Annotated in this window: 23 protein-coding genes; 9 read left to right on the plus strand and 14 right to left on the minus strand. The window is 64.2% G+C overall.

What is annotated here, in order from left to right; genetic code table 11:
* Positions 1-514: helix-turn-helix domain-containing protein (locus tag QZH52_RS21070; RefSeq protein WP_301812554.1), on the plus strand; the 514-nt coding region annotated here is incomplete at its 5' end.
* A gap of 289 nt (positions 515-803) precedes the next feature.
* Positions 804-944 carry a hypothetical protein gene (locus QZH52_RS21075; protein WP_301812555.1) on the plus strand — a complete coding sequence of 47 codons (141 nt, stop codon included), beginning with the start codon at positions 804-806 and terminating at the stop codon, positions 942-944.
* Here the strand turns inward: QZH52_RS21075 and QZH52_RS21080 are convergent.
* From QZH52_RS21080 to imuA, 3 genes are read right to left on the minus strand one after another with little or no spacing between them, the layout of a single operon-like run.
* Complete coding sequence (locus QZH52_RS21080; protein WP_301812556.1) at positions 938-4,036, minus strand: error-prone DNA polymerase; 3,099 nt, start codon at positions 4,034-4,036, stop codon at positions 938-940. The genes QZH52_RS21075 and QZH52_RS21080 overlap by 7 nt on opposite strands.
* Positions 4,037-4,039: 3 nt before the next feature.
* The gene (locus QZH52_RS21085) at positions 4,040-5,398 is read right to left on the minus strand and encodes a Y-family DNA polymerase (protein WP_301812557.1); all 1,359 of its coding nucleotides are present in this window, start codon (positions 5,396-5,398) and stop codon (positions 4,040-4,042) included.
* Positions 5,343-6,182 carry a translesion DNA synthesis-associated protein ImuA gene (imuA, locus tag QZH52_RS21090; protein ID WP_301812558.1) on the minus strand — a complete coding sequence of 280 codons (840 nt, stop codon included), beginning with the start codon at positions 6,180-6,182 and terminating at the stop codon, positions 5,343-5,345. The genes QZH52_RS21085 and imuA overlap by 56 nt, the downstream gene beginning before the upstream one ends.
* A 223-nt stretch (positions 6,183-6,405) precedes the next feature.
* Between imuA and QZH52_RS21095 the strand changes: the two genes are divergently transcribed.
* Positions 6,406-7,170 carry an SOS response-associated peptidase gene (locus QZH52_RS21095; RefSeq protein ID WP_301812559.1) on the plus strand — a complete coding sequence of 255 codons (765 nt, stop codon included), beginning with the start codon at positions 6,406-6,408 and terminating at the stop codon, positions 7,168-7,170.
* A gap of 8 nt (positions 7,171-7,178) precedes the next feature.
* The gene (locus tag QZH52_RS21100) at positions 7,179-7,469 is read left to right on the plus strand and encodes a YciI family protein (protein ID WP_301812560.1); all 291 of its coding nucleotides are present in this window, start codon (positions 7,179-7,181) and stop codon (positions 7,467-7,469) included.
* 21 nt (positions 7,470-7,490) lie between these two features.
* On the opposite strand, the gene ligD is transcribed toward QZH52_RS21100, so the two are convergent.
* From ligD to QZH52_RS21120, 4 genes are all read right to left on the minus strand, one after another.
* Entirely contained in the window at positions 7,491-10,049 is a 2,559-nt protein-coding gene (ligD, locus tag QZH52_RS21105; protein WP_301812561.1) for a DNA ligase D, read from the minus strand.
* 487 nt (positions 10,050-10,536) lie between these two features.
* Positions 10,537-10,713, minus strand: a complete 177-nt coding sequence (locus QZH52_RS21110) for a DUF3606 domain-containing protein (protein WP_301812562.1) — start codon at positions 10,711-10,713, stop codon at positions 10,537-10,539.
* A gap of 448 nt (positions 10,714-11,161) precedes the next feature.
* Positions 11,162-13,651, minus strand: coding sequence for a DUF4238 domain-containing protein (locus tag QZH52_RS21115; protein ID WP_301812563.1), 2,490 nt, complete (start codon positions 13,649-13,651; stop codon positions 11,162-11,164).
* A gap of 64 nt (positions 13,652-13,715) precedes the next feature.
* Positions 13,716-16,064, minus strand: a complete 2,349-nt coding sequence (locus QZH52_RS21120) for an AAA family ATPase (RefSeq protein ID WP_301812564.1) — start codon at positions 16,062-16,064, stop codon at positions 13,716-13,718.
* A 210-nt stretch (positions 16,065-16,274) separates the two neighbouring features.
* Between QZH52_RS21120 and QZH52_RS21125 the strand changes: the two genes are divergently transcribed.
* Both QZH52_RS21125 and QZH52_RS21130 read left to right on the plus strand, forming a co-directional pair.
* A complete protein-coding gene (locus QZH52_RS21125; RefSeq protein WP_021009193.1) occupies positions 16,275-16,517 on the plus strand; it encodes a ParB N-terminal domain-containing protein in 243 nt (80 codons plus the stop codon).
* A 509-nt stretch (positions 16,518-17,026) separates the two neighbouring features.
* A complete protein-coding gene (locus QZH52_RS21130; protein WP_301812565.1) occupies positions 17,027-17,185 on the plus strand; it encodes a hypothetical protein in 159 nt (52 codons plus the stop codon).
* Between the two features lie 292 nt (positions 17,186-17,477).
* Here QZH52_RS21130 and QZH52_RS21135 read toward each other — a convergent pair whose 3' ends face one another.
* Positions 17,478-18,605 (minus strand): IS110 family RNA-guided transposase, encoded by a 1,128-nt coding sequence (locus tag QZH52_RS21135; protein ID WP_301812566.1) that lies wholly within the window; start codon positions 18,603-18,605, stop codon positions 17,478-17,480.
* Positions 18,606-18,797: 192 nt separating this feature from the next.
* Here QZH52_RS21135 and QZH52_RS21140 point away from each other — a divergent pair, with 192 nt between their 5' ends.
* Positions 18,798-19,673 (plus strand): tyrosine-type recombinase/integrase, encoded by an 876-nt coding sequence (locus QZH52_RS21140; RefSeq protein WP_301812567.1) that lies wholly within the window; start codon positions 18,798-18,800, stop codon positions 19,671-19,673.
* A gap of 9 nt (positions 19,674-19,682) precedes the next feature.
* Positions 19,683-20,879 carry an IS91 family transposase gene (locus QZH52_RS21145; RefSeq protein WP_436411616.1) on the plus strand — a complete coding sequence of 399 codons (1,197 nt, stop codon included), beginning with the start codon at positions 19,683-19,685 and terminating at the stop codon, positions 20,877-20,879.
* Positions 20,880-21,352: 473 nt separating this feature from the next.
* On the opposite strand, the gene QZH52_RS21150 is transcribed toward QZH52_RS21145, so the two are convergent.
* From QZH52_RS21150 to QZH52_RS21160, 3 genes are all read right to left on the minus strand, one after another.
* Entirely contained in the window at positions 21,353-21,907 is a 555-nt protein-coding gene (locus QZH52_RS21150) for a hypothetical protein (RefSeq protein ID WP_301812568.1), read from the minus strand.
* 175 nt (positions 21,908-22,082) lie between these two features.
* Positions 22,083-22,613, minus strand: a complete 531-nt coding sequence (locus tag QZH52_RS21155; RefSeq protein ID WP_301812569.1) for a hypothetical protein — start codon at positions 22,611-22,613, stop codon at positions 22,083-22,085.
* Between the two features lie 36 nt (positions 22,614-22,649).
* On the minus strand, positions 22,650-23,069 hold the full coding sequence (locus tag QZH52_RS21160; protein WP_301812570.1) for a hypothetical protein: 420 nt from the start codon (positions 23,067-23,069) through the stop codon (positions 22,650-22,652).
* Positions 23,070-23,214: 145 nt separating this feature from the next.
* Here QZH52_RS21160 and QZH52_RS21165 point away from each other — a divergent pair, with 145 nt between their 5' ends.
* Positions 23,215-23,400, plus strand: a complete 186-nt coding sequence (locus QZH52_RS21165; RefSeq protein WP_301812571.1) for a hypothetical protein — start codon at positions 23,215-23,217, stop codon at positions 23,398-23,400.
* Positions 23,401-23,775: 375 nt separating this feature from the next.
* Here the strand turns inward: QZH52_RS21165 and QZH52_RS21170 are convergent, their stop codons facing one another.
* The 3 genes from QZH52_RS21170 to QZH52_RS21180 form a co-directional block, all read right to left on the minus strand.
* A complete protein-coding gene (locus tag QZH52_RS21170) occupies positions 23,776-24,414 on the minus strand; it encodes a 4-carboxy-4-hydroxy-2-oxoadipate aldolase/oxaloacetate decarboxylase (RefSeq protein ID WP_301812572.1) in 639 nt (212 codons plus the stop codon).
* A gap of 75 nt (positions 24,415-24,489) precedes the next feature.
* On the minus strand, positions 24,490-25,473 hold the full coding sequence (locus QZH52_RS21175) for a Bug family tripartite tricarboxylate transporter substrate binding protein (RefSeq protein WP_301812573.1): 984 nt from the start codon (positions 25,471-25,473) through the stop codon (positions 24,490-24,492).
* 48 nt (positions 25,474-25,521) lie between these two features.
* Entirely contained in the window at positions 25,522-26,205 is a 684-nt protein-coding gene (locus QZH52_RS21180) for an RraA family protein (protein WP_366919311.1), read from the minus strand.
* Positions 26,206-26,278 lie beyond the last annotated feature (73 nt).

The raw sequence follows: 26,278 nt of genomic DNA on the forward strand, positions 1-26,278 counted from the left end.
GCGGCGGGGTCTTTTGCTCATGTCGTCTGCTCCTGTCATCCGGGCTCTGTCCTCGCCCATGGGAGCAGCCTATCCACTTTGCGGCGTGTTCAGATTTGCGCGGCCGGCTCTGATCGCCGAGCTGGCCAATGAAGAGGTGGGTGGTGCGCAGCCGCCCCTGGCAGTGGCGCAAGTTGCCATTCAGGATGAATGGCTGACGACGGCGCAGGCCGCCGCGAAGCTCGAGACCTCCCGAGTCTACATATCGATGCTCTGCAACACAGGCAAGCTGGGCGAAGTCGTGATGATCGACGGGCGACATCGCCGCATCCGGGCATCAGCAGTCCAGGCTTACTTGGAGAGTCGCACGGAGAACCACGAAAATAGGGTTTCGCCCCGGCAGGCGGGTGTCGACGCCAGGTTGTATGACTATCCCGACGGACACTTCGTCAATGCATTGCGCGAGGAACAACGCGCGACCAAGGTAGCGAGAAAGACTTCGCGGGCAAAGGCAGACCGTCAGTCGCATCGCTGAATCGTCGCTGCGCTTGCGTGAGTTCCGTGTCGCCAATCTGGTCACCCTTTGGAAGGCCAGGGGCAGGGGAACTCAGTTCAGGATCTGGAGCGGGAGGCGCGGCCCGTCGATCCGCGAGGGGCGGCAACGGTCGAGTGAGCGTTTCACGCACGTTCGCGAGGGCGCTTGACCTGGGGCCGCGGGACAAGGGGCGACGCCTGTGCCCGACGAAGACGACACTCGTGCGATGCAAGTCGCGCCTCCGTTTTGTGGCTGGTTCCCATCGAGGATTGGGCGTAGGCTTCGCCACATGGCGATGCTCATTCTCAGTCTGATGCTCAGCTTGATGGTGATCTCCAGCGTCGTGGGCGTCAGACTGCTGATCGACAGGGCCCAGAAGAAGTCGGAGAAGCGCGGCAGGAAGGGCGACCAGCCCGCGGATCCTCAGTGAAAATCCCTCGACACGGTCGGCAGCCTGCCGAGCATCGGCGTCAGGTCCTCAAGCCGATGCGCGATCAGGCTTCGAAGCTCGCCCTCGCGCTGCCACGTCCCATGAATAGCCAGAAGCCTCGCATTGAGCAATTCCTGGCGCTGCGTCTCCCGCAAGCTCCTCCACGCGATGACCTGAACCACCCCGGTCTCGTCTTCCAGCGAGACGAAGATGACCCCCTTGGCCGTGTCCGGCTGTTGGCGCAAGGTCACGAGGCCGCAGTAGCTCACGTCCTCGCCATTGGGCAGGTCCTGCAGGTCTGCGGCCGCCATGAGTCCCCGCTTCGCAAGCGCCGGGCGGAGCAGGGCCAGCGGATGCCGGCGCAGCGTCAGTCCTGTCGCCGCATAGTCGAACATGATTTCCTCCCCCTCCGGCGCCGGAGGGAGCTCCAGAAGATCCTCGTCCACCGGGGCATCGCGAAGCAGGCGAGGTGTTGCGCGTAGCGCGGAGGCGTCCCACACCGCGTTCCGGCGATGCCCGCTCAAGCTCCTCAATGCATCGGCGCCGGCCAGGAGCTTCATTTCGTGGAGTTCGAGCGCGGCCCGTCGCGCGAGGTCCTCAGCGTTGTCGAACAGGCTTTCATGCCGGGCATCGACGATCCGCTGGGCCGATTCCCACCGAAGCCCCGACAGCATCCGCAACCCCAGGCGAACTGCGGGCCGGTGCGGCAGGTTCTCGAGCGTGCAGTCGAGGTCGCTGTGCAGGACGTCGGCCGGGCGGACCTCGACGCCGTGGCGCTTGGCGTCCTGCACGAGTTGGCTCGGGCTGTAGAAGCCGAGCGGCTGCGCGTTGAGCATCGCGGCCAGGAACTCGGCCGGATGGTGGCACTTGATCCAACAGCTGGCGTAGACGAGCAGGGCGAATGAGGCCGCATGGCTCTCGGGGAATCCGTACTCGGAGAACCCCTTGATCTGCTCGAAGATCTGCTCGGCGAAAGATTTCTCGTACCCACGCGCGGTCATCCCATCCACGATCTTGGCGTAGTAGCGCTCGAGGCCGCCCTTGCGCTTCCAGGCGGCCATAGCGCGCCGCAAGCCGTCCGCCTCGCCCGGCGTGAATCCGGCTGCGATCATGGCGATCTGCATCACCTGTTCCTGGAACACCGGGACACCGAGCGTGCGGCCCAGCGCTTCCTTCAGCGCCTCGTTGGGGTAGCTCACAGGCTCCAACCCCTGGCGCCGGCGCAGGTAGGGATGCACCATGCCCCCGACGATCGGCCCTGGCCGTACCAGCGCGACTTCGACCACCAGGTCATAGAAGCACTGCGGCTTCAGTCGCGGCAGCATGCTCATCTGCGCGCGGCTTTCGATCTGGAACACCCCGACCGTGTCCGCCCGCGAAATCATCTCGTAGGTGACCGGGTCTTCGGCAGGGATGTCCTGCATCCCGAAGTCGTAGCCCTTGCGCAGGCCGATGAACTCCAACGACTTGCGGATGGCGGTGAGCATGCCCAGCGCCAGGCAGTCCACTTTCAGGAACCCGAGCGCGTCAAGGTCATCCTTGTCCCATTCGAGGACGGTCCGGTCGCGCATGCTCGCGTTCTCGATGGGGATCATGCGCGACAGCGGCCCGCGCGTGAGGACGAAGCCCCCCGTGTGCTGGCTCAGGTGACGCGGGAAGCCGAGGAGTTGACCGGTGAGCAGCATCAGCTGCCGAACCTTCAGGTCGTCCAGCGACAGCCCGATCTCGACCAGCCGCTCCGGCATGACGGTTTTCCCGTCGAACCACTTGTGGTCCTTCGCCAACTGCTCCACCACCTCCAACTCGAAGCCCAGGGCCTTCCCAACGTCACGGATGGCGCTCTTCGGGCGATAGCTGATGACGACGCCGGTGATCGCCGCCCGATCCCGCCCATAGCGCTGGTAGAGGTACTGAAGGACTTCTTCCCGGCGCTCGTGCTCGAAATCGATGTCGATGTCCGGGGGCTCGTTCCTCTCCTTGGAGATGAACCGCTCGAACAGGACGCTCATGCGGGCGGGGTCCACCTCGGTGACGCCGACGCAGTAGCAGACCACGCTGTTGGCGGCGCTGCCGCGGCCCTGGCAAAGGATATGGCGCGAACGGGCGAACTGGACGATGTCCGCGACGGTCAGGAAGTAGTGCTCGTACTGGAGGTCGGCAATGAGGTCGAGCTCGTGCTCGATCTGAAGCTGCACCTTGGCCGGCATTCCCTCGGGCCAGCGCCGCCCGGCGCCCTCGTAGGTCAGTCGGCGCAGGTAGGAAGATGCCGTCTCGCCCTCCGGCACGACCTCATCGGGATACTGGTAGCGCAGCTCCTCCAGGCTGAACTGGCAGCGCGCGGCGACGTGGAGCGTCTCGGCCAGCAAATCCTCCGGGTAAGTCTGGGCCAGCCGAAGGCGGGTTCGCAGGTGCCGCTCCGCGTTCGGCTGCAGGTCCAGGCCGCACTCGGTCAACGGCCGGCCCACGCGTGTGGCCGTGAGGACGTCGTGCAGAGGCTTTCGGGATCGCACGTGGAACTGCACGTCACCGGTGGCGACCAGGGGAATGGCGGTGTGTTCGCTGACCTGCCGCAACCGATAGAGCCACATCTCATCGTCAATGAACCGCAGCAGGTCCACACCGAGCCAGCATCGCCCTCTGAAGTTGGCCAGCAACCAGAGGCCGATCGCCTCGAGCTGCGCTGGCGAGGACATCCGTTTCGGGCAGGCGACGACGACGCAGTCCTCGAGCGCGGCGGCGGATAGGTCGTCGAACGGCAGCTCGTACTTTCCCTTCTCGGAACTGCGCCTCAATTTCGTGATGAACTCGCAAAGATTGCCGTAGCCATTCAGGTTGCAGGCGTACACGACGAGCGTGAACGGGTGCTCGCAGTCGACCTGAAACTGGCTTCCGACGAGCAGCTTCAGGCCGTGCTCCTTGGCCGCCACGTGGGCGCGAACGATCCCCGCCAGGCTGCACTCGTCCGTGAGGGCCAGGCCCTGGTACCCGAGCTTCGACGCCCGCTCGACCAGCTCGTCCGGCTGGCTGGCACCGCGAAGGAACGTGAAGTTCGAGATGCAGCGCAGCTCGACGTAGTCGGGGAGGGCGGCCATGGCTCAGGCGAAGACGCCGTGGAGGAACCAGGCGCTTTCCTCGTTGGCGAGACGCGTCTGGAAGATCCAGAGCACGCCGGCGTGCTCGCTCAGCGCGACAAAGTAGTCCCGTGCAACGTGTCGCGTGCCTGAGGACGTCGGGGGTGCCGCGTCGCCTTGCCGGTCACAGGGCCGGTCGCCCACGCGGTCGAACCAGCCGTATTCGATGCGGTGGGGACCCGCCAGCAGCTGCAGCGGCCCCTGGTACAGCGGATGGGACTCCCGTGACGCCAGGCGCAGCGGCTTGGGCAGGATGAAGGTGGGCTGTGGGCAATCCAGGCTGCGGGCCACCTGCCTTGGCCGCTTGTCCGGCGCGGGTTGCCAGTGGCACATCCACTCCGGGCGATGGTCTTCGGCCACGACCGGCCGGAGCACCCTCTCGGGGCCGAGCCTCGCGGCGATTCGTTCGAGCACCAGCGCGAGCCCCTCACCGTCGGGCAAGGTCTCCGGCAGAAAGGAAAAGCTGGACTCTTCGAGCGGGCGCACGTCGTCCGCGGTCATGGCCAGGTCGCCGACGGGCGCGAGCAGTTCGACCTTGGCGAGGTTTTCGGCCAGGAGCCTGCTCAGGTGCTCGATGTTCCTGGTCGGCTCCGCGGTTCGAACCGTGAGCTCGCCCCCATCCCCGGCCGATTTGGCCCGCATGGCGTCGTGACACCATTTCAGGGTGAAGGCGGTGACCCCGGAGCGCCTCGCCGCCAGCCAGGCGCAGAGCTGCAAAAGCAGCCGACGCGCACCGAACAGCATCGCCGGCGCGAGTTCGATGCGCGACATCAGTTCGAGCTTGGCTTCGAAGCGGTCGGGGAGGGTGGCCCAGGCGTGCGCTTCGGGCTTCAGGCCATAGGCTTGGTCGAGCGCGCCCACCAGTTCCTTGTCGAAGCGTCGGCTCAGCCCGCCGCGGGGGAGGGCGCGCACCTGCCCCAGCGTCTGGCACCCCACGCGCGCGAGGATGGCGGCATGCGCTGCGACCGGTGCCAGCACCTCCACGGGCAAGTCGTCGAGCAGCGCCTCGAGCGGTTTGGCGAACCCGTTCGATTGCCCATTGCGGGCCAGGGCCACCGCCGCCAGGCTGGTCGGGGCCCAGGCGAGCTGCCTCACGCCCAGCTCTTGCGTTTCCACCTTCACCCGCTCCACGAGCTTTCGCTTGCCCCCGAACAGGCGCACGCTCGCCTCGAGCTCCATCACGACCGCCGAAGACAGCGAAGGCGCGTCGATGACGCTGACGCGCGGTGTGAACTGGAGGCACCAGATCGACAGCCCGCGAATGGCTTCAATGCGCTGGGAGTCGGTGAGTGGACGGCCGGGAAGTAGCGCTGCCCAGAGCATGGGAAGTCTCTGCTGGGGTGGCGCGCGGCTTGCGCGCGGCCAGGAGCACGCTCGGCTTCGACAGCCGGGGCGTGATGAGGGGTGCAAGGCCGCGCGGAATCGAGGGGAGGTGCAGCACACCGTCATGGACACCGCCCTTGCGCTTCAACAGGTGGACCCGAAGTTCCCAGTCCACGCCCACGCTGACCTGCACCCGCAGGGGAGCCGCGGACGGTTCATGCTCCGCGGTCGCCGGACGGCACAGGAACACCGGGCTGTCACAGCTCTGCGAACACACCTGCAGCCGTCGAATCTGTTCCTGGCGAGCCTGAGGGAGCCAAGACACGACCATGCCGGCCGCGTTGGCCTTCACCAGTTGCTCGGTGACCCACAGCCGCTCCGCCGGGGTCGACGCCTGGATCCAGACCAGACGGCGCTCGTCGATGCCTTCGTCGCGCAGGCCGGGCAGGTGCGGGGCCTTCGGGGGGCCGACGATGACGATGTCTTCACCCTTCGCGATCACCTGGCGCATGGCCGGCGCCAGGAGCCGCCACTCGAGCACCGTCGGCTGTGCCTGGAGCACCTCGGTGAGGGAGCGAGCGGGCCAGCCGCCACCTGGAAGTTCGGCGTCCAAGGCCGGATAGCCGCTGGCGACCACGCGCGTGACCGGCGAGCCCAGTTGGTCGCCGCGCCAGATCGCGGCCTCGACAGAGGCGGGAAGCTCGCCTGGACGCAGGACGGGCTTTGAAGGACGGGGCGGCGGGGCCGGCGCATCGTCGTCGGCCCACTCCAGAAGGGCGGCCATCACGGGCTCCAAAATACTGTATGGGTATCCAGTATGCGTCAAATTCACGGTGTGATGGCTTGGCCCCTGAACGAGGTCGGAATTAAATGCGGAGGCGGTCGACCGGCCGGCCCGCGTTCGCACGTCTTGCTACCCGGCCGGCCGACGTTAAACCGCGGGGGACTCGGCGGATGGCTGAGTCGGAGGGCGGCGCCTACAGCGGGACTCCAGCAGAATGCGCGGGATGTGCAGCCACTACCAGGCCGAGAAGCGCCGCAAGCAGATCGCGAAACACTTCGGCATCCAACTGCCGCCGAGTTGGGAGCCGCCGCCGGGCGGCCTGCACATCTACCCGACGCAGATGGCGCCTTTCATCCGGCGGCCGCCCGAGCGCGAATCGGGCGACGAGGCGATACCTGATTTCGAGGTGGTCGAGGGGCACTTCGGGTTGTTGCCCGGTTTCGCCAAGGATGCCAAGTTCGGCCTGAAGACGTACAACGCGCGCAGCGAGACGGTCCGCGAGCTGGCGAGCTTCAAGAATGCCTGGGCCAGGCCGAGGCACTGCATCGTGCCCTGCGAGGCGATCTACGAGCCGGACTGGCGTACGGGCAAGTTCATCCCGACACGGTTCACCGCGGCAAACGATGAGACGCTGGGGGTGGCCGGGCTGTGGTCACCCTGGAAGAACCCGGAAACCGCGGAGTGGGAGCTGAGCTTCACCATGCTCACGATCAACGCCGACGCGCACCCGCTGTTCAAGCTGATGCACAGGCCCGACTTGAAGCGCCCGCCGGAAAAGCAGGACAAGCGCATGGTCGCAATCTTGCCGGAAGCGTGGTACGGCGAGTGGCTCGATGCGCCCCCGGAGCGCTCGATGGATTTCCTGATGCAGTTCCCTGCCGAGCGACTTGCGATGGTGGCCGAGGCGCCGCCGCTGAAGGAGCCCAAAGCGCCCAAGGTGAAGACGACGCCCAGTGAGTCGGGGCCGGTCGAGCCACCGCTTTTCTGAGCAGGCCCATGTTCATCATCAGCCTGACCTACATCCGTCCCCTGGAGGAGATTGATGCGCTGATGGCGAAGCACGTCGTCTGGTTGAAGAAGCACTACAAGAGCGGGCTCTTCATCGCGTCGGGGCGCCAAGTGCCGCGCAGCGGCGGCGTGATCCTCGCCCGCTCTGGCGACCGCAGCGCGCTCGAAGCCATCCTGGCGCAGGACCCGTTCATCAAGAGCGGCTGCGCCCGCGCCGAGGTCGTTGAGTTCTCGCCCAGCATGACTGCGCCAGGTGCGGAGGTGTTGAAGGAGCTTTAGGCCGGACCGGATCGGGTGCCGCTACTTCGCCGGCGTGAATCCGATCATCTTCATCGCGGCAGTCAGCGGCTGGCGCGTAGTCCAATAGTCGGCCCATGGGTCCGTCGACTGAAACGACAGGTGCTCCCGCGCAGTCGCGATGGTCCATTGCGCACCGCTCTTCAGTTTGGTCAGGTCATCCCAAGCCACGGGCATCGACACGCCGAGCCCGGGGCGCGCCCGAGCAGAAAACGCGGCTGCCGTGGTGGCGCCGTGCCCGTTGCGCAGGAAGTCGACAAACAACCTCCCGACCCGATTCGATGGCCCGCTCTTGGCCACAAAACGCGCAGGGATCGTGCGCGCGAGATGCTGCACCACCGCCTGCGAGAAGCCCTTGACCGCTTCGTAGTTGAAGCGCGGCGCAATCGGCACCACGACGTGCAGGCCCTTGCCGCCGCTGGTCTTCAGCCAGGCCTGCAGCCCCAGCTCCGTCAAAAGCGTCCGCACCAGGATCGCCGCCTCCTGGACATGCTGCCAGGAGGTGCCTTCGCCGGGGTCGAGGTCGAAGATCATGCGATCCGGCTTGTCGATGTTTTTCGCAGTGGAGTTCCAGGTGTGGAATTCGATGACGTTCATCTGCGCCGCCGAGGCAAGCGCCTGCGCGGTCCCGACCTCGAGCAGAGCACCATGACCCGGCCACAGCTTGGGGTCCAGCTCCTTGATCCCGGGGATGCTGATCTTCTCGTCGTGCTTCTGGAAGAAGAGTTCGCCCGTCACGCCGGTCGGGCCGCGCACCAGCGAACACGGCCGGTTCTTCAAATGCGGCAGGATCCAGTCCGCGACCGACTCGTAGTAGCGCACCAGGTCGAGCTTGGTGAGGCCCGAGCTGGGGTCGATCACGCGGTCGGCGTTGCTGACCTTGATGCCCCCGGTGGCCGTCGTGCCGGCCGTCTTCACGGGGCCTGCATCCGTGAGCGTCTTGGCCGTCTCGCGCACGATCGCGCTGGCGGGCTTGTCGGTGCGCAGCGATACATAGGACGCATGCCGGATCTGCCCATCGGGCGTCCATTCCGCGAAGGCGACCTCCGCAACGACGCGCGGCTCCACCCACCGCTCGGCGCCGGGCGCGCGTTTGGACCAGCGGCCCGGCTTGCCCGCGCCGGCGGGGAAAGGCGGCTTGGGAATCTCGATCTTGGCGAGCTTGCGCTTCAACGCCGCAGCCTCCTCCGTATCCCACCCGGTGCCCACGCTGCCGACCGACACCAGGGTGCCGTCCGGCGCATGCACGCCCAGCAGCAGGCTGCCGACTTGCGGCGTGCCGTCCGAACGGTCGGTGTAGCCGGCCACCACGAACTCCTGTCGCTGCTGGCACTTGAGCTTCAGCCAGGTCTCGGTGCGCCGCGAGGCGTAGGGCGCATCGGCGCGCTTGGCGATCACGCCTTCGAGGTTCATGCGGCAGGCCGAACTCAACACCGACGCCGCATCGGCTTCGAAGGCGGCGCTGAAGCGGACATGATCCGTGGCCTTCTCGTCGAGCAGCGCCTTGAGCAATTGCCGGCGCGACACCAGCGGGGCTTCACGCAGGTCGTGGCCTTCGAAATAAGGCACATCGAACACGAAGTAGACGATCTGGGCATTGCCCGCGCCGCGGTCGAAGGCTTTCTGCAATGCGTTGAAGCTGGGAAGGCCCTTCTCGTCGAGCACCACGATCTCGCCGTCCAGCCAGCTCGACTTGAGCCCGAGGCTTTCCAGTTCGCGCACCAGGCCGGGCATCTTGGCCGACCAGTCGTGGCCGCCGCGCGTCACGAGCGTCGCCTCGCCGTTGTCGATGCGGGTCATGATCCGGTAGCCGTCGAACTTGATCTCGTAAAGCCACTGGCCGGCCGCCGGCACGCCGGTCGCCAAGGTCGCAAGCTGCGGGCTGATCTTGGCGGGGAGGGGTGCCTTCACTGCGCCTGGCACGCTGTCGTCGGTGGGGCGGGCTCGCTTGGCGCCGCGCGCCACCGCGACCTTGGGCTGCGCCGGTGCCGCGCGCAGCGGTTTGGCGATCACGCTGTCGGGAAGGGCCGAGACGACGTCGAAGTCGGCCTTCGGCCGCGCGAAGGCGTCGCGCTTCTTGAACAGGATCCAGGGCTCCTGCTTTTCGCCGCCCTTGGCGATCTTGACGAGCTCCCACAGGCCGGCCAGCTTCTGGCCGCGGAGATTGAAGAGGAGCTTTCCCTTCTGAAGGCCTTCCCGCGGGTCGCCCAAGGGCTCCCAGGTGCCGTTGTCCCAGACGATGACCGTGCCGGCGCCATACTGTTTGGGCGGAATGGTGCCCTCAAACGACCCATAGGACAGCGGGTGATCCTCGACATGGATCGCCATGCGCTTGTCGGCCGGGTCGAAGCTCGGCCCCCTGGGAACGGCCCAGGAGAGCAGGACGCCATCCAGTTCAAGCCGGAAGTCGTAGTGCAGCCGGCTCGCCGCGTGTTTCTGAATGACGAAGGAAAGCGCCTTGCCTTTTCGGGGTGCGTGTTCGCCACGAGGTTCGGAGGTGACCGCGAAGTCGCGCTTCGACCAGTATTTGTCGAGCGGATCGAGACGAGCTTCGCGGGCCATGCGGAAATTTACGGTGCACGCCTGGCCATGTCGAGCGGCGCGCTGGCAGGCCGCGCACGCTTGGCTGGTTTGCGTGGCCCGAAGGGGGACAACAAGGGCATCGGTCCAGGTCCAGTTGGATCGGTGATGGAGGCCATCCGTTCAGAGAGAGCCAGGCACGCGCGCTCGATTTCGGCGACCGCATCGAGGTACTCGCGCCGAGCTGCCTTTGAGCTCATGAGCCCAGCCCCCTCGTGCGGCAGTAGGCGAGCACCCGGAGCCATCCGTTGAAAAGCGTCAGGACAATCACGATGACTTCTTCGCCCGCGCTGGCGTCGCAGTCTTGGCAGCGGCGTTCCCTTTGGCGCTCACTTTCGCGCGAGGGGCAGATCCGCCCGCTGCGGTTCCACCGGCCGGCTTGGCGGCTGGTTTCAAGGATGCGATCAGCCGCGCCTTGTCGTCCTCGAATGCCTGTGGGAGGCGGGGGCGGGGCATGCTGGCCTCCGGACTACTTCTTCTTGAGGTGCGCTCGCACCGCCTCGGCACTGTTGCCAACGGCGCGCACAGCTTCCTTGAGCTCCTCGGCGGTGCAACCCAGCGATCGGGTCCAGCTTTGGATCTCGTGCGGCTCGGACAAGGAAATCAGCTTGCGGTCGAGGCCTGTCTTCTTGGGATCGTCTGCCATCTTCAACTCCTGTAAGTGCGGACCAGGCTGTCCATATCGGACCGCACATCAAGAGTGTTCCCCCTCTCCCGGCTACGTGCGTGGGAATTTGGCGCAGAACGGTGCCGGCCAATTTCCATTGTTCTGCCCACGAGCGTTCAGCAGTTCTGCTGGCCGTGACAGGCAGGCCTCCGGGGCACCGCCAGCGCCGGTCGCTCAATCAGCAGAACGCCCCTAGCGCTCCCTCGCTGCCGTAGGCAGGCGCAGCAGGCGCAAAGCCGGTCGAGCAATGTATCTGGGGTTGCGGCCGGTCGCTTGGAAACGGTGGCTGTCGCTGATGGGCCCATTCCACCCCTCGGGTTGCATGCACTGGACGCCTAAAACCTGCCGTTCAGAGATTAGCTCGCGCTGATGCGCGCCGTAGAAATGACAGTACACACGCAATTCAAGGCGGGCTGCGGTCTCGACTTTATCGGCGCAACGCTGCGTGTGGGGCGGGGATTCCGCCAGCTCCACTGGCCGGCTCCGGAGCATCTGCGTCGTCGGCTTCATCGAACACGAGGCGCAGCGCATACGGCACCGAACGGGGCCGGGTCGCGCCCGCGAACATCACCAGCAGCCGCTGCACCTCGTGGCGGAAGAAGCCCGCCGGCGGCACATGCAGCTCCAACCGCGCTGTGAGCAGGTTGTTGTCGTCGATAGCGGGATCCTTGCGCTCAGCCTTGCCGCGGGCCTGCCGCAGCTGCGTGGCCAGGGCTTGGGGTGTGGCGCCTTTTCCCGGGGACGCGACCGAATCAGCCAGGCGTCGCAGCAGCGCATTGATGGGCGGCAGCTCTCGCTCGGTTAACCGCTCAGCCACGCGGACCGGATTCAGGTCCACCGGGAAGGTGATCGCCGCCAGGGCCTGTCGAACGGGCGCCCAGCCGTGCTGTGACGCCGCGCCTGCGGGCTGTGCGTCCATCAGCAGCTGTTCCCAGTGAGCGTCGGTATCGACGTGGATCACCGATCCGGTCAAAGTGGCCAGGTAGAGCGCGGACTCCAGGTTCAGGCCCTTGTAGATCTGGTGCTGCGCACCGGCTTCTCCCACGGGCAGCGGCTGCAGAAGTAGGTATGGGTCGGCCTCGGCCTGGCGCCGGAAGTACGCGACCATCTGATCCACCATCGCGTCGCCAGCGTCGGGTGCGTGCTTGGCAATGTGGCGGCGCAGGGAGTCTCGCGGCAGCATCCGGATCATCCGGCGACCCTCGTCCTCGGCGAGCTTGAGCCGTTGGTGCAGGCCGCCCTCGGGCGGCTTCCACCCGGCGGTGCGGCGGGTCAACACTTGCCTTACGTGCTGGCCGAGAGGGGCGCAGACCTCGCCGGGATCCGGCACCCAATGGACGAGGCCGGCACGGATGTACGGCTCCAGCTTGAACAGCAGCAGAACGTTCTTGAGCGTCTGCATCTTGTGGCCGGCGGGCGAGTCGATGGGGCTGAACTCGGGCTTCAAGTTCCGCGCCACGAAGAACGGGTTCACGAGCACGATCTCATCGACATATGGCAGCCAGCCCAGCACCGCGGCTTCGACCGTGCGTGGATCGGCCAGACCGAGGAAGACCGAGCGCAGCTTTTTGGGATGGGGACGCGGCAGCAGCGCGGCGAGGTCGGTGTCGTCAGGCCAGAGGGACGAGAAGGCGCCGTTGATGCGCTGGACCTGGTCGTCGCTCAGGGTGCGGCGCACGTCATCCCAGGTCGCACCATCCTGCATGCCGAGGATGCCGGTGACGACATTGCAGAACATCAGGTTGCGCTCGCGCAGGCCGTAGACCTCCCACGGCGGGCGCCCGGCGAGGGGCAGGCGCTGGCAGCAGTCCTTGAAGGCGTACGCACTGCCGCAGCCGCAGTAGTCGTTGGCCGCGATGTTCTTGCGCGGCGACTCGCGGGTCAGGAACTCGTGGACCTTGGACGTGCGGCCGTGTTCGTCCCAGTACCCGGAGCTGCCATCCTTGTAGCCGACAAAGATCTCGCCGCCGAACTGCCAGAGGTCGGACTTCGGCATCAGCACCTGGGCGATCTCGGCCCACGTGCCGCGGTAGCGCCGCTCAGGGTAAAGCCAATCCTTGTGGGCCGCCGCGATGCAGCGCTTCGCGCGCAACTTGAGCAGGTGGTTGATCGCGATCACCTCGTCGCGGGTCAGGCGACGGTCGCGGATGAACGCGTCCGTGCGCACCATGCCCATGCCCTGGTGGCGGGCGTTCGTGCGAAGGCGCGTCAGGTCTTGCCGGTCGGGCGCTTTGGCATATTCGAGGTGCGTGAAGATCAGGCAGGTGTTGGCGTCCAGCACGAACACGGTCTGCGTGCCAAGCGACGCCACCATCGGGTCCAACGGATAGGCGCAGTCCGGCGCCGTGGGATCGATCTGCGGGTTGTAGACCGTCACCGGGTGGTCCGTCACGATGAACTTCACGTCCGAGTCAGCCGCCGAGACGACCTCCCGCACGCCCTCGGCCCACATCGTGCAGTGCATGGTCCGCAGGGCCTGCATTTCCACCATCAGGTCGATCTGGTCCAGCTTGCCGTAGCACGATCGGATCCAGTCCAGCCCCTTGGGCGTGCGTAGCTTCTGCGCGGCCATGTGCTCGAAGAAGTCCTCGAACGAGTCGTGGACGTCGGCGTGATCGCCCTTCGCGAAGGCGAGCACCGCCTTGGCACCTTGGTCATCGATGGCGCCGAACAGGTGCTTCTCGATGTCGTCGTTGACGATCGAGCCGAAGTGCGTGGAGTACAGGTCGTACTCCACGAAGCAATTCACAGGGCCCCATTCGTGGAGCGCCTTGCGCGGGACCTGGCGGCCATCAGGCAGCGTCTTGCGGTCCGGATCGAAGTTGAGGTGGAAGAGACGAGACTGGCCCGGGGCGAGGAAGCCGCGTTGGTACCACTGCGGGACGTAGTGGTTGTTCCGGGTCTGCTGGTCGGTCATCCGCTCACTTGGGTCGTTCGGAATTCTGATTGTCCCTTGGGCGCCAACGACCACGGTGGGCGCCTCATGCGCTCGCGACGAGGTCGTTCATACTCTTGAAGTGAGCAGCGTCACTGTGCTCGATCAGGGCAAACAGATCCCTGAGCACCGACGGCGTCTCGGCCAGCATCGACGGGTTGTGCTCCGGATCCGCGATCTGGTCCAGGTGCGAGAAGGCGTGCAGGAACCGCAGGATGCGCGTCTTGGCGGCGTTGTCGTGGTCGACGGCGTCGAGCTGCTTGTAGAGGTCGCCGGTCTGGTGAGGAACCCGGAAGGCGAGGAACGCCTCAAGCAGGCGTCGGGCCATGTTGGGCAGCGCGTAGTACGCCTCCAGCGCCGGCGCGTTGGGCTTCTTGGACTCCTCCTGCAGATGCTTGAAGAGGTAGTGGTACTCGGACTCGTAGCCCTTGAGCAGGGGATCCAGCTCGGAGAGCTTCGCGCCGCGCGTGCCGTCCTTCACCTCCGTGGACAACATGTAGAACCTCGCGGGGTGGAGCGCGGCATCCTTCTTGTTCTGCTGCGGCAGCTTGTCGAACCAGAGCCGGACTTGACGGAAGAACGTGAAGTTGTGGGTCAGGACGAACAGCTGGCCCGCCGCAGCCGTCCGGGCCTTCATGTAGCCGAACGCGCTGAAGAGGGAGTTCGCATCGAGGCTGGAGACGGGGTCATCGATGACAACGACGCCGTTCTCCAGATCGAAGTCGGTGTCCTTCAGGGATTTCAGGAAATACAGGAACGCGATGGACGTACGCTCGCCGTCGCTCAGGTGCAGCGCGGGCTGGTCGCCGCGCATGATCTTGTAGCCGTTCTGCTCCACATCGAAGCGCAGTTCGTCGCGCCCGAGGTACGAGGCCAGTTCCTTGTTCAGCTCCTCGGCGGGCCGCCGGTGCTGGCGCACCTGTTGCTCCAGCGCGGCGATCTGCCTTTTGAGGTCATTGGCGGTATCCGTCGCAGTCTTCTGATCGGCAGTCGCGGTGGAGGCCGCGGTGGATCTCGTCCTCCAGTCGGGCAGGGCGCGGAGCAGCTCATCGCGGGCCAGCGACTTTCTCGCGTTGGCGACGATGGTCTCGAAGTTCGCGGTCTGGCGGTTGTGCTCGGTGATCAACTCGCTGAGTTTCGCGAACGCGGTTTGCCCGAGCGCCGCGTCGACGACCGCCATGCCGGTGTACAGGCCGCGGAAGAGCGTTTCCCACCCGCTGGCCGGTGCGTCATCAGGCTTGTGGCTGCTGATGAACGGCATCAGCTCCATGCTCTTGAAAGGCTCATCCCGCTTGGCGTGCAGTGCTCGAAGCAGGACATCCAGCGCCGACGACATCATGCTCGCCTGGCTGTTGAGGGACTTGAGCGCCTCGTCGTAGGCGGTGCGCAGGTTGGCGTAAAGCGCCTCCTTGGGCGGGATCTCCAGCGATTTCTGAAACGCTTGGGCCTTCTGGACCTCGGCGATCAACTGGCCAAGCTCTGACTGGAATCGCTTGAACTCGTCGTTGAAGTGATCTTCAAGCTGCTCGACGCGTTCGGGCTTCAACGGGCCGCCGCAGAACTCGCAGGTGTCGGTCGCGTTCTCCCCGGTGTGTAGGGTCAGGCCGGAGCCAACCCAGGTGGCAAGGCTCGGGTTGGCTGCCAGGCGATCCACCACCTTTGACACGACGGAGCGCTCAAGCGCCGCTCGCGTCTTGTTGGTCAGATCAACAAGATCGGGAAAACCCACCGATGGCTCCTCGACGGTGTCCATGATGGCGGCGTTCCTCGCGTCGAGGTGCTTCCTCCGGTCGGTTTCCGACAGCATGGCAGGCTCGGGGTTGGCCTGGGCGAGGCTCGCGACGTCCGCCTTGAAGTTGGCAGCGTTGTAGTTGTTGTACGGTCCACCGCCGGCGACCGTCAGCAGGTTCTTGATGCCCTTGGCTTCTTCGGAGCAGAACGACTCGAAAGCCGTGCTGGCGGTGGCCTCGTCCCCGCGATGCTCGACCGCCTGTTCCAGCGCCGTGTTCAGCTGGATCGTGAGCTGTTCGATCTGCTTTTGCTTCTCGACGCCGTCCTCCCCGAGGAAGAACACGGGCGGCAGTTGCTGGCCGGCGGACTCGAAGACGCTGCGGTCGACCGTATCCCGTTTGAAGACGCGCAACGCGGGCAGGGGCGCGGTGCCGAAGTCAGCGCCGTTGACGATCGCCTGGTCGACGAGCACTTGCACCTGGCCCTCGGAAAGCGGCTGCTTGCGCTGGAGGTGCCGGAAGATGGTGGACAGCGAGGTCTTCCCCGCACCGTTCCATCCGTAGATGACGTTGTAGCGGCTGAAGTCGTGAAGGCCCGTCGCCGGCCAGCTGAAGTCCCGAAAAATGCGATAGCCGTGGGCCTTCGCAAGGCGTGCAATCCTCATCCGATCTCCCTAGTTCTCCGTCTCGTGCCAGAGCGCCTCTCGTACTGTAGACGCTCGCCTGTATCGGGGCCGCTCCATGACGGATAGTCTGTCGCCCGCTCGCTTGAGGCGTTCTGGACGCTGATTGTCCCCTGGCAGCGGGGCAAGGGGGCGCGCCCTTGAACGCGGATTGCTCCCCGGGAGCATGGTTTCATCCACACCGGAGGCGCCATGCCCACACCTGTCAGCCTCACCCTGGCTTTGCGCCGCATCGTGCAGGGTAAGGACCCCTGCGAATGCTTCGACCCGGACGAGATGGCCGACCTGGAGGCGGGGCTGCGAGCAGTGGGCCGGGTCATCCAGCCCATCTTCGTGCGATCGATCCCGGGAATCGACCTTACGAGATCGTGGCCGGCGAGCGCAGCTAAGAACGTCTTCGGTGACGACTGCCTGACCACATCCATGATTTTCTAGCCGGCCATCCTGTGGACGACCCCTACGAGATCTGCGACTGAGCCAGGGCGCTGACCGCCAGATCGCGAGCCGGACGGCGCCCCATCGGTTGAACTTCCGTAGAGCGGTCGTTCGTGAGCGTCAGGACCTGGCCGATCTGAGTCACAGATCGGCGCGCTGCGAACGACGGCTCCCGCTGAACAACTGCCTCAAAGCGGAGGAGGGCGGGAGTAGCTGTGGATGCGCGGTAACCCCGGTTTATGGACCCCTATCCGAGGTTGCGAGGTTGGAGCCATCGAAAAGCTGAAACTCAGGGCGATCCGTGCAGGGCCGAGGAGGCGGGCAGCGCGATTCCCCCGAATGACTCATCCCGACTGGTCGCGGCTGTTCGAGTTTTCAAAGCGAACGGCGGCAGCCAGCTAAGCTGAATTCGCCACCTCGACACCTCGACACCTCGCCCGATGTACGACTGCTGAACCTCGGAATCTGACTTCGGTAGCAGGTCCGATGCAGCGGCCAACGAAATTGCGTTGAACGGCCGCTTCGGCATACAGCAAACTGGCGTTCAGGGCCCGAGGACTAAACCGCTCTACAAGGACTTCCCGCAGAGTCAAGCGGAGTTGTTTGGATTTTGGCTGTTCTTCCTTGATCAGCGGCCGTTCGGTGAGTTCGGTGTTGCTTTCGATTGACTCCCTCGTTCGGCGCCGTGCGGCAGGTGAAGGTGCGGTGCGACAGAGAACAGACTGCACATCTACAAACGGCCTTGTTGCGCATCGTGGCGCGGGCCCAGATACGAACCGCTCAGCCGGACTCCATTCGCGGTACGGGGTTGGGCGCGATTGCCGCCACGCACGGTTTACCGAGTTCGCCAGCTGCCGGTCTGACCTGTCAAACGCATCTTCGAGAGCACGTCTTAGCTGGAAGGAGGAAGGGGTTGACCTTGTTGTGGAGTTGATCGGGTGCCGTGATTCACAGCGGGCTTCAGGCCACGCACGCAGCGGAGATCGATGCCGGGTCTGCGACGGGTTGCCGGTCCGGCTGCTTGGCCTGTGGTTTGATGCTGACGTGTTTGGAGTCGAAGCCATCTTCGCGGGTCATTACCGCCCACAGGATGCGAGCGTTCTTATTGGCCATGGCCACGCAGGCCTTCTGCCAGCCCACGCGCGCCGTCAGCTGCGCCAACCACCGCGAGATCGGGTCGTCGCGTTTGTCGGCGCTCATCACCGCGGCCTTGGCACCCTGGATCAGCAGCGTGCGCAGGTAGTCATCGCCGCGCTTGGTGATGCGCCCCAGGCGGATCGTGCCGCCACTGGATGCCTGGCGCGGCACCACGCCCAGCCAAGCGCCGAACTGGTGGCCGCTCTTGAACTGCGTGAAGTCACCCACGCCGGCCGTCAGCGCTGACGCACCGAGTTCGCCTATTCCGATGACCTTGGCCGCGCGCTTGGCCGCTGGGTTGGATCGCACGTGTTGCCCGACCTGCCGGTCGCACCAGCGCATGTGCTCGTCGAGTTCGCGCCAGTGCTCGAACGCGCGCTGCAGCACCAGGCGCGCCGTTGTGCTGAGCTCATTACTAGCATCTTCGATGATGTCGGCCAGAACGGCACGCAAGACCTTGGGACTCTTGCCGAACACCAGGCCAAACTCCGTCAGCACACCGCGGATCTGGTTTATGCAGGCGGTGCGCTCTTCCTTCAACCCTTCGCGCACCCGGTGCAGGCTCATCACGCCCTGCTGCTCGCAGGTCTTGACCGGCACGAAGCGCATGCTCGGTCGCGACGCCGCCTCGCAGATCGCCGCGGCGTCCGTGGCGTCGTTCTTGCCGCCTTTGCCTTCCATGCGATACGGGGTGACGAAGTGGGCCGCGATCAGCCGCGGTTCCAACCCCTGCGCGCGCAGCTTGCGGCCCCAGTGGTGCGCGCTCGAGCATGCTTCCATCGCCACCACGCAACCCGCGGGCAGTTGCGTGCACCAGGCGAAGAACTGCTCGCGCTTGAACGCCCGCGCCACCACGCGCCGGCCGGACGCATCCACCGCGTGGACCTGAATCACTTGCTTGGCAAGGTCAACACCTACCCGCGCTATCCGTACTCCTGTAGTCTCGTTCATGGGCTTCCCCTTTCTGTTTCAGATTGAGAGTCGCAACCCAATCTTGGTGCTTCGACACGGTTGCTGGAGGGTGGGAAGTCCCTTCGTATTCGCGGTAGCCCGCCGCTGAGGCTACGGTAATGGCAAACATTGCGCCCCTGTCTATGTTGAGGAGCGAGGCAATCGGCCTCGTTCTTTGACAGGAGCACGATCATGACCCCTTCGACACCAGCGGTTTCTCCGCTGCGTCAGCGCATGCTCGACGATATGCGCATGCACAAGCTCGGACCCAAGACCCAGGCTGCCTACGTTCGCGCGGTTCGGTACCTCGCCGGCTTCCTTCAACGCTCCCCCGACACGGCCACCGCAGAGGATCTGCGGTGCTTCCAGTTGCACATGGTCGATCGAGGCGTCTCGCCGGTCACGCTCAATGCGACCATCACCGGCTTGAAGTTCTTCTTCGACGTCACGCTCGACCGTGGCGAACTGATGGCCAGGATGAGCTACGTGCATGTGCCCCAGAAGATGCCGGTGGTTCTGAGTCGCGATGAAGTCGCACGCCTGATCGCCGGGGCCTCCAACTTGAAGTACCAGACGGCATTGTCCATCGCCTACGGCACAGGACTGCGTGTCAGCGAGATCGTTGCGCTGAAGGTCGGCGACATCGACAGCCAACGCATGACCTTGCGCGTCGAACAGGGTAAGGGCCACAAGGATCGCTACGCCATGCTGTCGCCGGTGCTGCTCAAGCGGCTGCGCGACTGGTGGCGATACGCCAACGCGAAGGGCAAGATGCTGCCCAACGGCTGGCTGTTTCCCGGCATGAACCCGGTCGACCCGTTGACCGCGCGCCAGCTCAACCGCGCCGTTCACGACGCCGCCGAGGCAGCCAAGATCGACAAGCGTGTGACGATGCACACGCTGCGCCACACGTTTGCCACGCACCTGCTGGAGCAGAAGGTCGACATCCGGGTGATCCAGGTGATGCTGGGGCACAAGAAGCTGGAGACGACATCGGTCTACACGCACGTGGCCACCGAGATCCTGCACGAAGTGGTCAGCCCGCTGGAGAGGCTTGAACACGCGTAGAGCATCTCCGTGGCGCATTGCGCCCTGGAAGTCGCTGACATCTTCCGCATCCACGGTCCCGGCTGGCGCAAGGCGCAGCGTGGGCATCTGAGCCTGGGCCAGCTCAAGGTGATGTCGGCCATTGAACAGTGCCGCAGCGCGGCGCTGGGAGGCCACGTGTTGCGTTGCGAAGGCTGCGGGCTCGACCAGATCGCCTACAACTCCTGCCGCAACCGGCACTGCCCGAAGTGCCAGGCCAGCGCAGCGCAACGCTGGCTCGAGGCGCGTCAAGCCGATCTGCTGCCGGTGGACTACTACCACGTCGTCTTCACCTTGCCCGCGCCGATCAGCGCCATCGCCTACTACAACAAGGCAGAGATCTACGCGTTGCTCTTTGACGTGGCCGCCGAGACCCTGATGACCATCGCGGCGGATCCGAAGCATCTGGGTGCCAGCATCGGTGCGACCCTGGTGCTACACACCTGGGGATCGGCGCTGACGCATCATCCCCATGTGCACGGCATCATGCCGGGCGGTGGCCTGTCGCCGGACGGGGAGCACTGGGTCGCGTGCAAGCCCGGCTTCTTCTTGTCGGTGCGCGTGCTGTCGCGGCTGTTCCGGCGCCGCTTCCTTGAAGCGCTCGAGCACGCTCACGACGCCGGCCGCCTGCATTTCTTCGGCGAGGACACAGCGCTCGCTGACGCAAAGGTGTTCGCCGACTGGCTCGCGCCACTGCGCAAGTGCGAATGGGTCGTCTACGCCAAGCGCCCGTTCGCTGGCCCCGAATCGGTGCTGGCCTATCTGTCGCGCTATACCCACCGCGTCGCGATCTCGAACAGCCGACTTCTAGCCATGGACGAGCGAGGCGTCACATTCCGCTGGAAGGATTACCGCGCCAAGGGCCGGACTCGCCACAAGACGATGACGCTCGATGCCGACGAGTTCATGCGTCGCTTCCTTCTGCACGTCCTGCCGAGTGGGTTCCATCGCATCCGCCACTACGGGCTGCTGGCCAACGGCAACCGAACCTCCAGCCTCACACGCATTCGCGAGTTGCTGCTGCAGCAAGACGATGCCGTTGCCCGAACGTCGGCCTCTGATGCCGAGGTCGAATCGGCGCGACCGAGCTTCTTCTGCCCACACTGCGGCGCGCCGATGATCGTCTTGCAGACCTTCGCTCGCGGTCAGCCCATACGCGCGCCGCCTCAACAGGCTTGGGCACCATGAGTACACATCTGCATCAGCCATCCGTCCGAGCCTGGATGCGGGGCGGTCCTGCCCCCGCACCGGCCGACGGCCTTGTCGCCGGTCGCGTCGCTGGGCGACTCAACGTGCCGGCATCGATCCGCAGCGCCTCAATGACGCCATCTGTCGATTTCTTGAGTCGCCTCCCCAGTACCACCTCGATTCACGCCGCCCGAATCCCCATAGCCTCGTAGCCTTCTCAGGCCTCAGTGGCGCATTCCGCGGTTTCCTCCATGGAGGCTTGTCCAACACCTGCCCTCAGGCCGTTGGCGCGCTCAACGCTGTCACGCCGCACGGGCAGGTATCGGACAACCCTAAACCGTTGCAGACTTCTCGCAATCCAGAGAGAACGGCAGGTTTCCGCCAGCGAGCGGTCTGAGGCTCAAAGTCGGCATATGCAGTGAGGCCGTCCTAGATGCTTGCCGCTGCTTGCGTTGGGGTCTGCTCGACATGTCCTATCGCTTGCACCCTTCAAGCAACGCTTTCACTGTGATCATCTTGGTGTCGACTTCCTTGAGCTGGAGGTCAACGGTGGCCGTTCGCGTGATCGACTGAGGATAGCCCGCTTGCGCGGCGGCTATTCGCTCCACACCGAGCACGCGGGTGCGTGCGGCGTAGCCGTCCGCCTCTTGCTTCCACTCTTTGCACTGCTTCGCCGTGGCCAGCTCTTGTTTGTGCTGGTCACGCTCCGTTTGGATCTTCCGCTCGTGCTCGTCGCGCTCCGCCTGGAGCTTCCGTTCATACTCCGTGACTTTTACATTCAGATCACTCTTGAGCCCTGCGGTCTCATTGGCATGAAGAAGGTTTGATGTCCAGAGGCCAACACCAAAGCCTGCACTCAAAGTTGCTATGAGTACGCCAACTACCCAAAGCAGGAACTTGCGCACGTGCTTTCCCGGCTGGCTTCGAAGGTAATCCAGGATTGCTCCGAACGTGCTTTCCTCGGCATCCGGCGGTTTCACAGCGGGCGGCGGCACTATCGGTGTTGGTGTTTCAATGGCTTCAGCCATGCGTCGCTCCTTCGTCTTCAAATTCACGACATGCTGAACATATCCTATGCGCTACAGATAGCAAAACTGGGTCAATGGAAAATTGGAGCGCGCGGCACCTGCAACGCGAGGTGGCGACACACCTGTCCCGCATTCAAGAATCGGCTAACTCACCGGCGAGGTGAGGGGTGCCTAGTCAATAGGCACATCTGGTGTCTGCGGACACCACTTCCGCATAGTGATCTTTGGTGTATGCCACCAAGCAAACCTTGTACGTAGCAAAAAATGCCTTGGCGGCCGCATCGACGTTTCCTCCGGTGAGATAAGCCGTGGCCAGGCCAGTGCCCACGGACGCCTTCCCACAATTGGCGATCCCCTCTCTGATCTTTGACTCCGCTTGGTCGTGATCCAGATAGATCTCAAAATATTGAGGTCCGGTCCGCCAGGTCAAACCGTCCAATTTTGAACATGGCGTCGGAAACGGCTGCTGATAGATGGTTTCCCGCTGACGGCCTCCGCCTCCATCCGCTGTCGCTGCATCTGAATCAATGGGAATGCGTCTGCGAAGCCTCTGCTCATCCGCTTGCGACATCGGAGAGCCAGTTAGGATGCCAGTACTTTTCCCTGGTTCAGGCTTACCGAAGTCGTCAAAAGCCGCGTGGGAACTCATTGCAAAGGCAAATGAAACGGTAGCTGCCTCGAGGAGAGTTTGAATTGCATTTCGCATGCCGTCCTCCAATCGCCAAATAAGGCGAGCGCCTCTTCATTGAAGCACCACGCGACAATTCAGTTCCATCGCCGCCGAGTTGTTGTTGACGTGATCAATACGGATTTCAACACGTTGATTGGAAGGCACAACCGCCGTGAGATCTCCTGTTTGTATCTTCGAAGCGTTATCGACACCAAGAGTCTTGGTGAAATCGATACCAGGAAGCTTCGGATCTGTTTTAAGCGTGAGCCTCATCCATTTGTCGTCGCTGCCGTCGCGAATGGAAAGGGCCTCGCAATTGAGTTTGAGATTTCTCGTGCGGTTTTGGGCTTTGATATTTATCAACCCAAGCGACTTGTTGTCGACTTTGAACAGTCCATTTGCAGTGTCGTCAATGGTTAATTCTTCGCGTCCCGCATGCGCGTTGGACAAGGCAACCGACAACAAGACAGCGAACGCGATCGAACCGGCCATTCGCCGGCTTCTCATTTGACGTGGGCGCCGATTGAGAATGTTTTTCGTCCACATGCGAACCTCCTCGCTGCCGATGATGGAGATGCCTCGTATCGCACGTCGAAGATAGCCTCCTGTCAATCGGTCTGCATCATCAAAATTATGCATGTCCGCGCTGTCCGAATTTCGGTCCAGGCGCATGCACTTGAAAGGGCGCAGCGCCGCCAGTGCCGAGGCGGCAGTGATGGAGGCCGGAGGCGAGGACCTCGGGCCCCGCAATTCACGCTCAGGCCTTCAGGCGCTTCATCTCTTCGGCAAGCATCCAGAGGGTGCGATTGACCTTGATGCCTGATCGATGCCTTGCAATTCGCGCGTGCGCTGCCGGCGGCACCTACCAGCAGAACGGGATGCCCAATCCAGCGACTGCTTAGCGGAGATCACCGGACATCGAGATTCTTGCGCTGAGAGACCGGTCTTGGCCGGGACTGCCTGTTCGCCAAGCGCGCCGATAGCAGTCCTTGGCCAACCGGGCGATCACGCCGAAGGTCTGCTGCCAGGCACGGCCGCGAACTGGTGCTCGCGGCCATGACCGGTCAATCGCGCACCGGTCTGCAAAGGCCGGTATCTATTGCAAAGCGGTACTTGAGCGGCAAGAGTGCTGAGAATTCGATGCCACAAATCACGGCGAGGTTATAGCGCACGTCGCCACGCCGGACAGGCTGCTCCGTCAAACAAGCCCAAAGCGCTTGAGCGTGTCCGTCAGGTTGAGCAAGTCGGCAGTCATCGCCCCCTCTTCGATGGCCCGGCGTTGCCCAGCCTCCTTTTCCTCGCGCGCCAGGCTGCTGGCGATCGCCGATTCGACTTCGTCTTTGGGAACCACTGCCAGACCGTCGCGATCGCCGACGATGATGTCGCCGGGGTGGATGAGCACGTCCCCGATGGTGATGGGAACGTTGATCTTTCCGGGTTGATTCTTGCCGGTTCCCTTGATCGACAAGCCGCGGCAGAACACGGGAAAACCCAGTTCGATGATGAGGTTGGCGTCGCGCACGCAGCCATTGATGACGAGGCCGGCGACGCCAATCTTCTGGGCCTGGATCGTAAGGACGTCGCCCCAAGGCCCGGCTTCCATGAACCCCTTGGCATCGACCACGAGCACATCGCCCGGCTTCGCCTTCTGCACCGCATAGTGCAGCATCAGGTTGTCCGCTGGCCGGCAGTCGACGGTGAAGGCGGGGCCGGCGAGTCGCATCGTCGGATCGATGGGCTTCATGCCGTGGTCGAGCGCGCCCTTGGCGCCTTGCGCCTCATAGACGGTCGCTGCGCCGAGGTCGCGCAGCTGAGTGATTTGTTCGGACGTAGCCAAGAGATCTCCAGCAAGTATTGGGATGGATGGACGCACCGGCTGCGCAAGCGCAGCCGGTGCAAAAGTGGGTACCGATCAGTCGACCTTTGCACCAGAGCGCTTCACCAGCGATTCCCAGTAAGGAAGTTCCTTGGCGATGAACTGGTTGAACTGCTCGGCACTTCCCGCGACGTCTCGGGAGCCCATGTCGGCGAGACTCTTCGACACTTCCGGGCTCTTGAGGACTTTGACCAGGTCGCGGTTCAAGCGCTCGGTCAGCGCCGCCGGTGTCTTGGCAGGCGCGAAGATGCCGTACCAGTTCTCGACCACGAAGTTGTCATAGCCGAGCTCCTTCATCGTGGGCACGTTCGGAAGATTCTTCGAGCGCGCGCTGCCGGTCGTAGCAAGCGCCCGGATGCGCCCGCCGCCGCTCAACTGCGAAGCGATTGCAGTGGTCGTTTCAAACGCAACCGGCACTTGTCCGGAAATCACGTCCTGAAGCGCTGGCCCCTGGCCGCGGTAGGGAATGTGGGTCATGTCCACCTTCATCTCGAGCTTCAGCATTTCTCCCATCAGGTGTTGCGGGCTGCCGCTACCGCCGGAGGCAAAGCTGTACTTGCCGGGCGCAGCCTTGATCGCCGCACTGAGTTGGTCAACCGTCTTTGCGGATTCGGCCGCATTGACATAGAGCACCAATGGCACCGAAGCGACCTCGACGACTGGCGTGAGCGACTTCACCGGATCGAGACGCAGCTTGTAAAGGTTGCGATTGATGACGATCCCGGTGTTGTTGCCCAGCAGCAGTGTGCAACCGTCCGGCGGAGCGGCTGAAACGAACTCGGTGCCAATGTTGCTGCTCGCGCCGCCCTTGTTGTCCACGATGACTGTGGTGGCGAGTTCCTTCGCCAAGCCGGGCGCGAGCAGCCGCGCAAGGATGTCTGTTGTGCCGCCGGGCGGATAGGGCGAGACGAGCTTCACCACCTTGCAGGGGTACGCGTCTTGCGCCAGGGCGCCGCAGGCGGCCGCAGCCGCCACCAGTCCTAGTGCGGCTGAGCGGAAGTGTTTGATTGTCGTGTTCACAAGTTGTCTCCGGTTCGTTTGATTGATGTCGCCGTGAGCGCCAGCCGCTCAGGCCGCGAGGGTCGTCGCCGACCGCTGCAGCGTGTGATAGCCATACTTCTTCCGAGCTTCGACCAATGGCATGCCATCTAGCGCGGCTTCCAAGATCTGTGCCTCCACGACACGCGTTTCGAGGGCTTTGGTCAGCACTTCCTGCATGCGCAGACGAGGCACCACCACGACGCCGTCAGCGTCGCCGATCACCAGATCGCCCTGGCACACGCGAACGTCACCCAGCATCACCGGCTGCTCGTAAGCCTCGACCTGGACACGATCCTTGCCGGTACGCATGAACTTGCCGCAGGCATAGAGCGGGTAGCCCGCTTCGTCGGCCTCTGCTGTGTCGCGGCAGACCCCGTTGACGACGGTGCCACCGATGCGTTTCTGCGCGGCCAACTGGCTCAGGATGCCACCCCAAACGGTGCAATCCAGCCGGCCTCCGTTGTCCATCACCGCGACACTGTCTGGCTCCAGCCGGTCGATGAAATCGCCCACGGTGCCTGGTTGAGAGTGGTCGATCGCAGCGAAGCGAACCGTGAAGGCCTGACCAAAGATCTTGGCCGGCCCCGCGATCGGTCGAATGCCCAAAGCGCTACCGGGCAAATTAAAGAAGTCGAGAGCGTCGGATACCTCAGCTGTCGACAGCGATCGGGCCTGGGAGAGCCATTGCGGCTCGTTCACATCGGAAGTCAAGTTTGTCTCCAAGGTGTTGGGAAGGAACAAACCCGATGTTCAGTGAACGAAAGCAGTAACACAACCAACCTCT

The organism is Variovorax ginsengisoli (genome assembly GCF_030486595.1).
In the GTDB taxonomy this organism is placed as follows: Bacteria; Pseudomonadota; Gammaproteobacteria; order Burkholderiales; family Burkholderiaceae_C; genus Variovorax; species Variovorax ginsengisoli_B.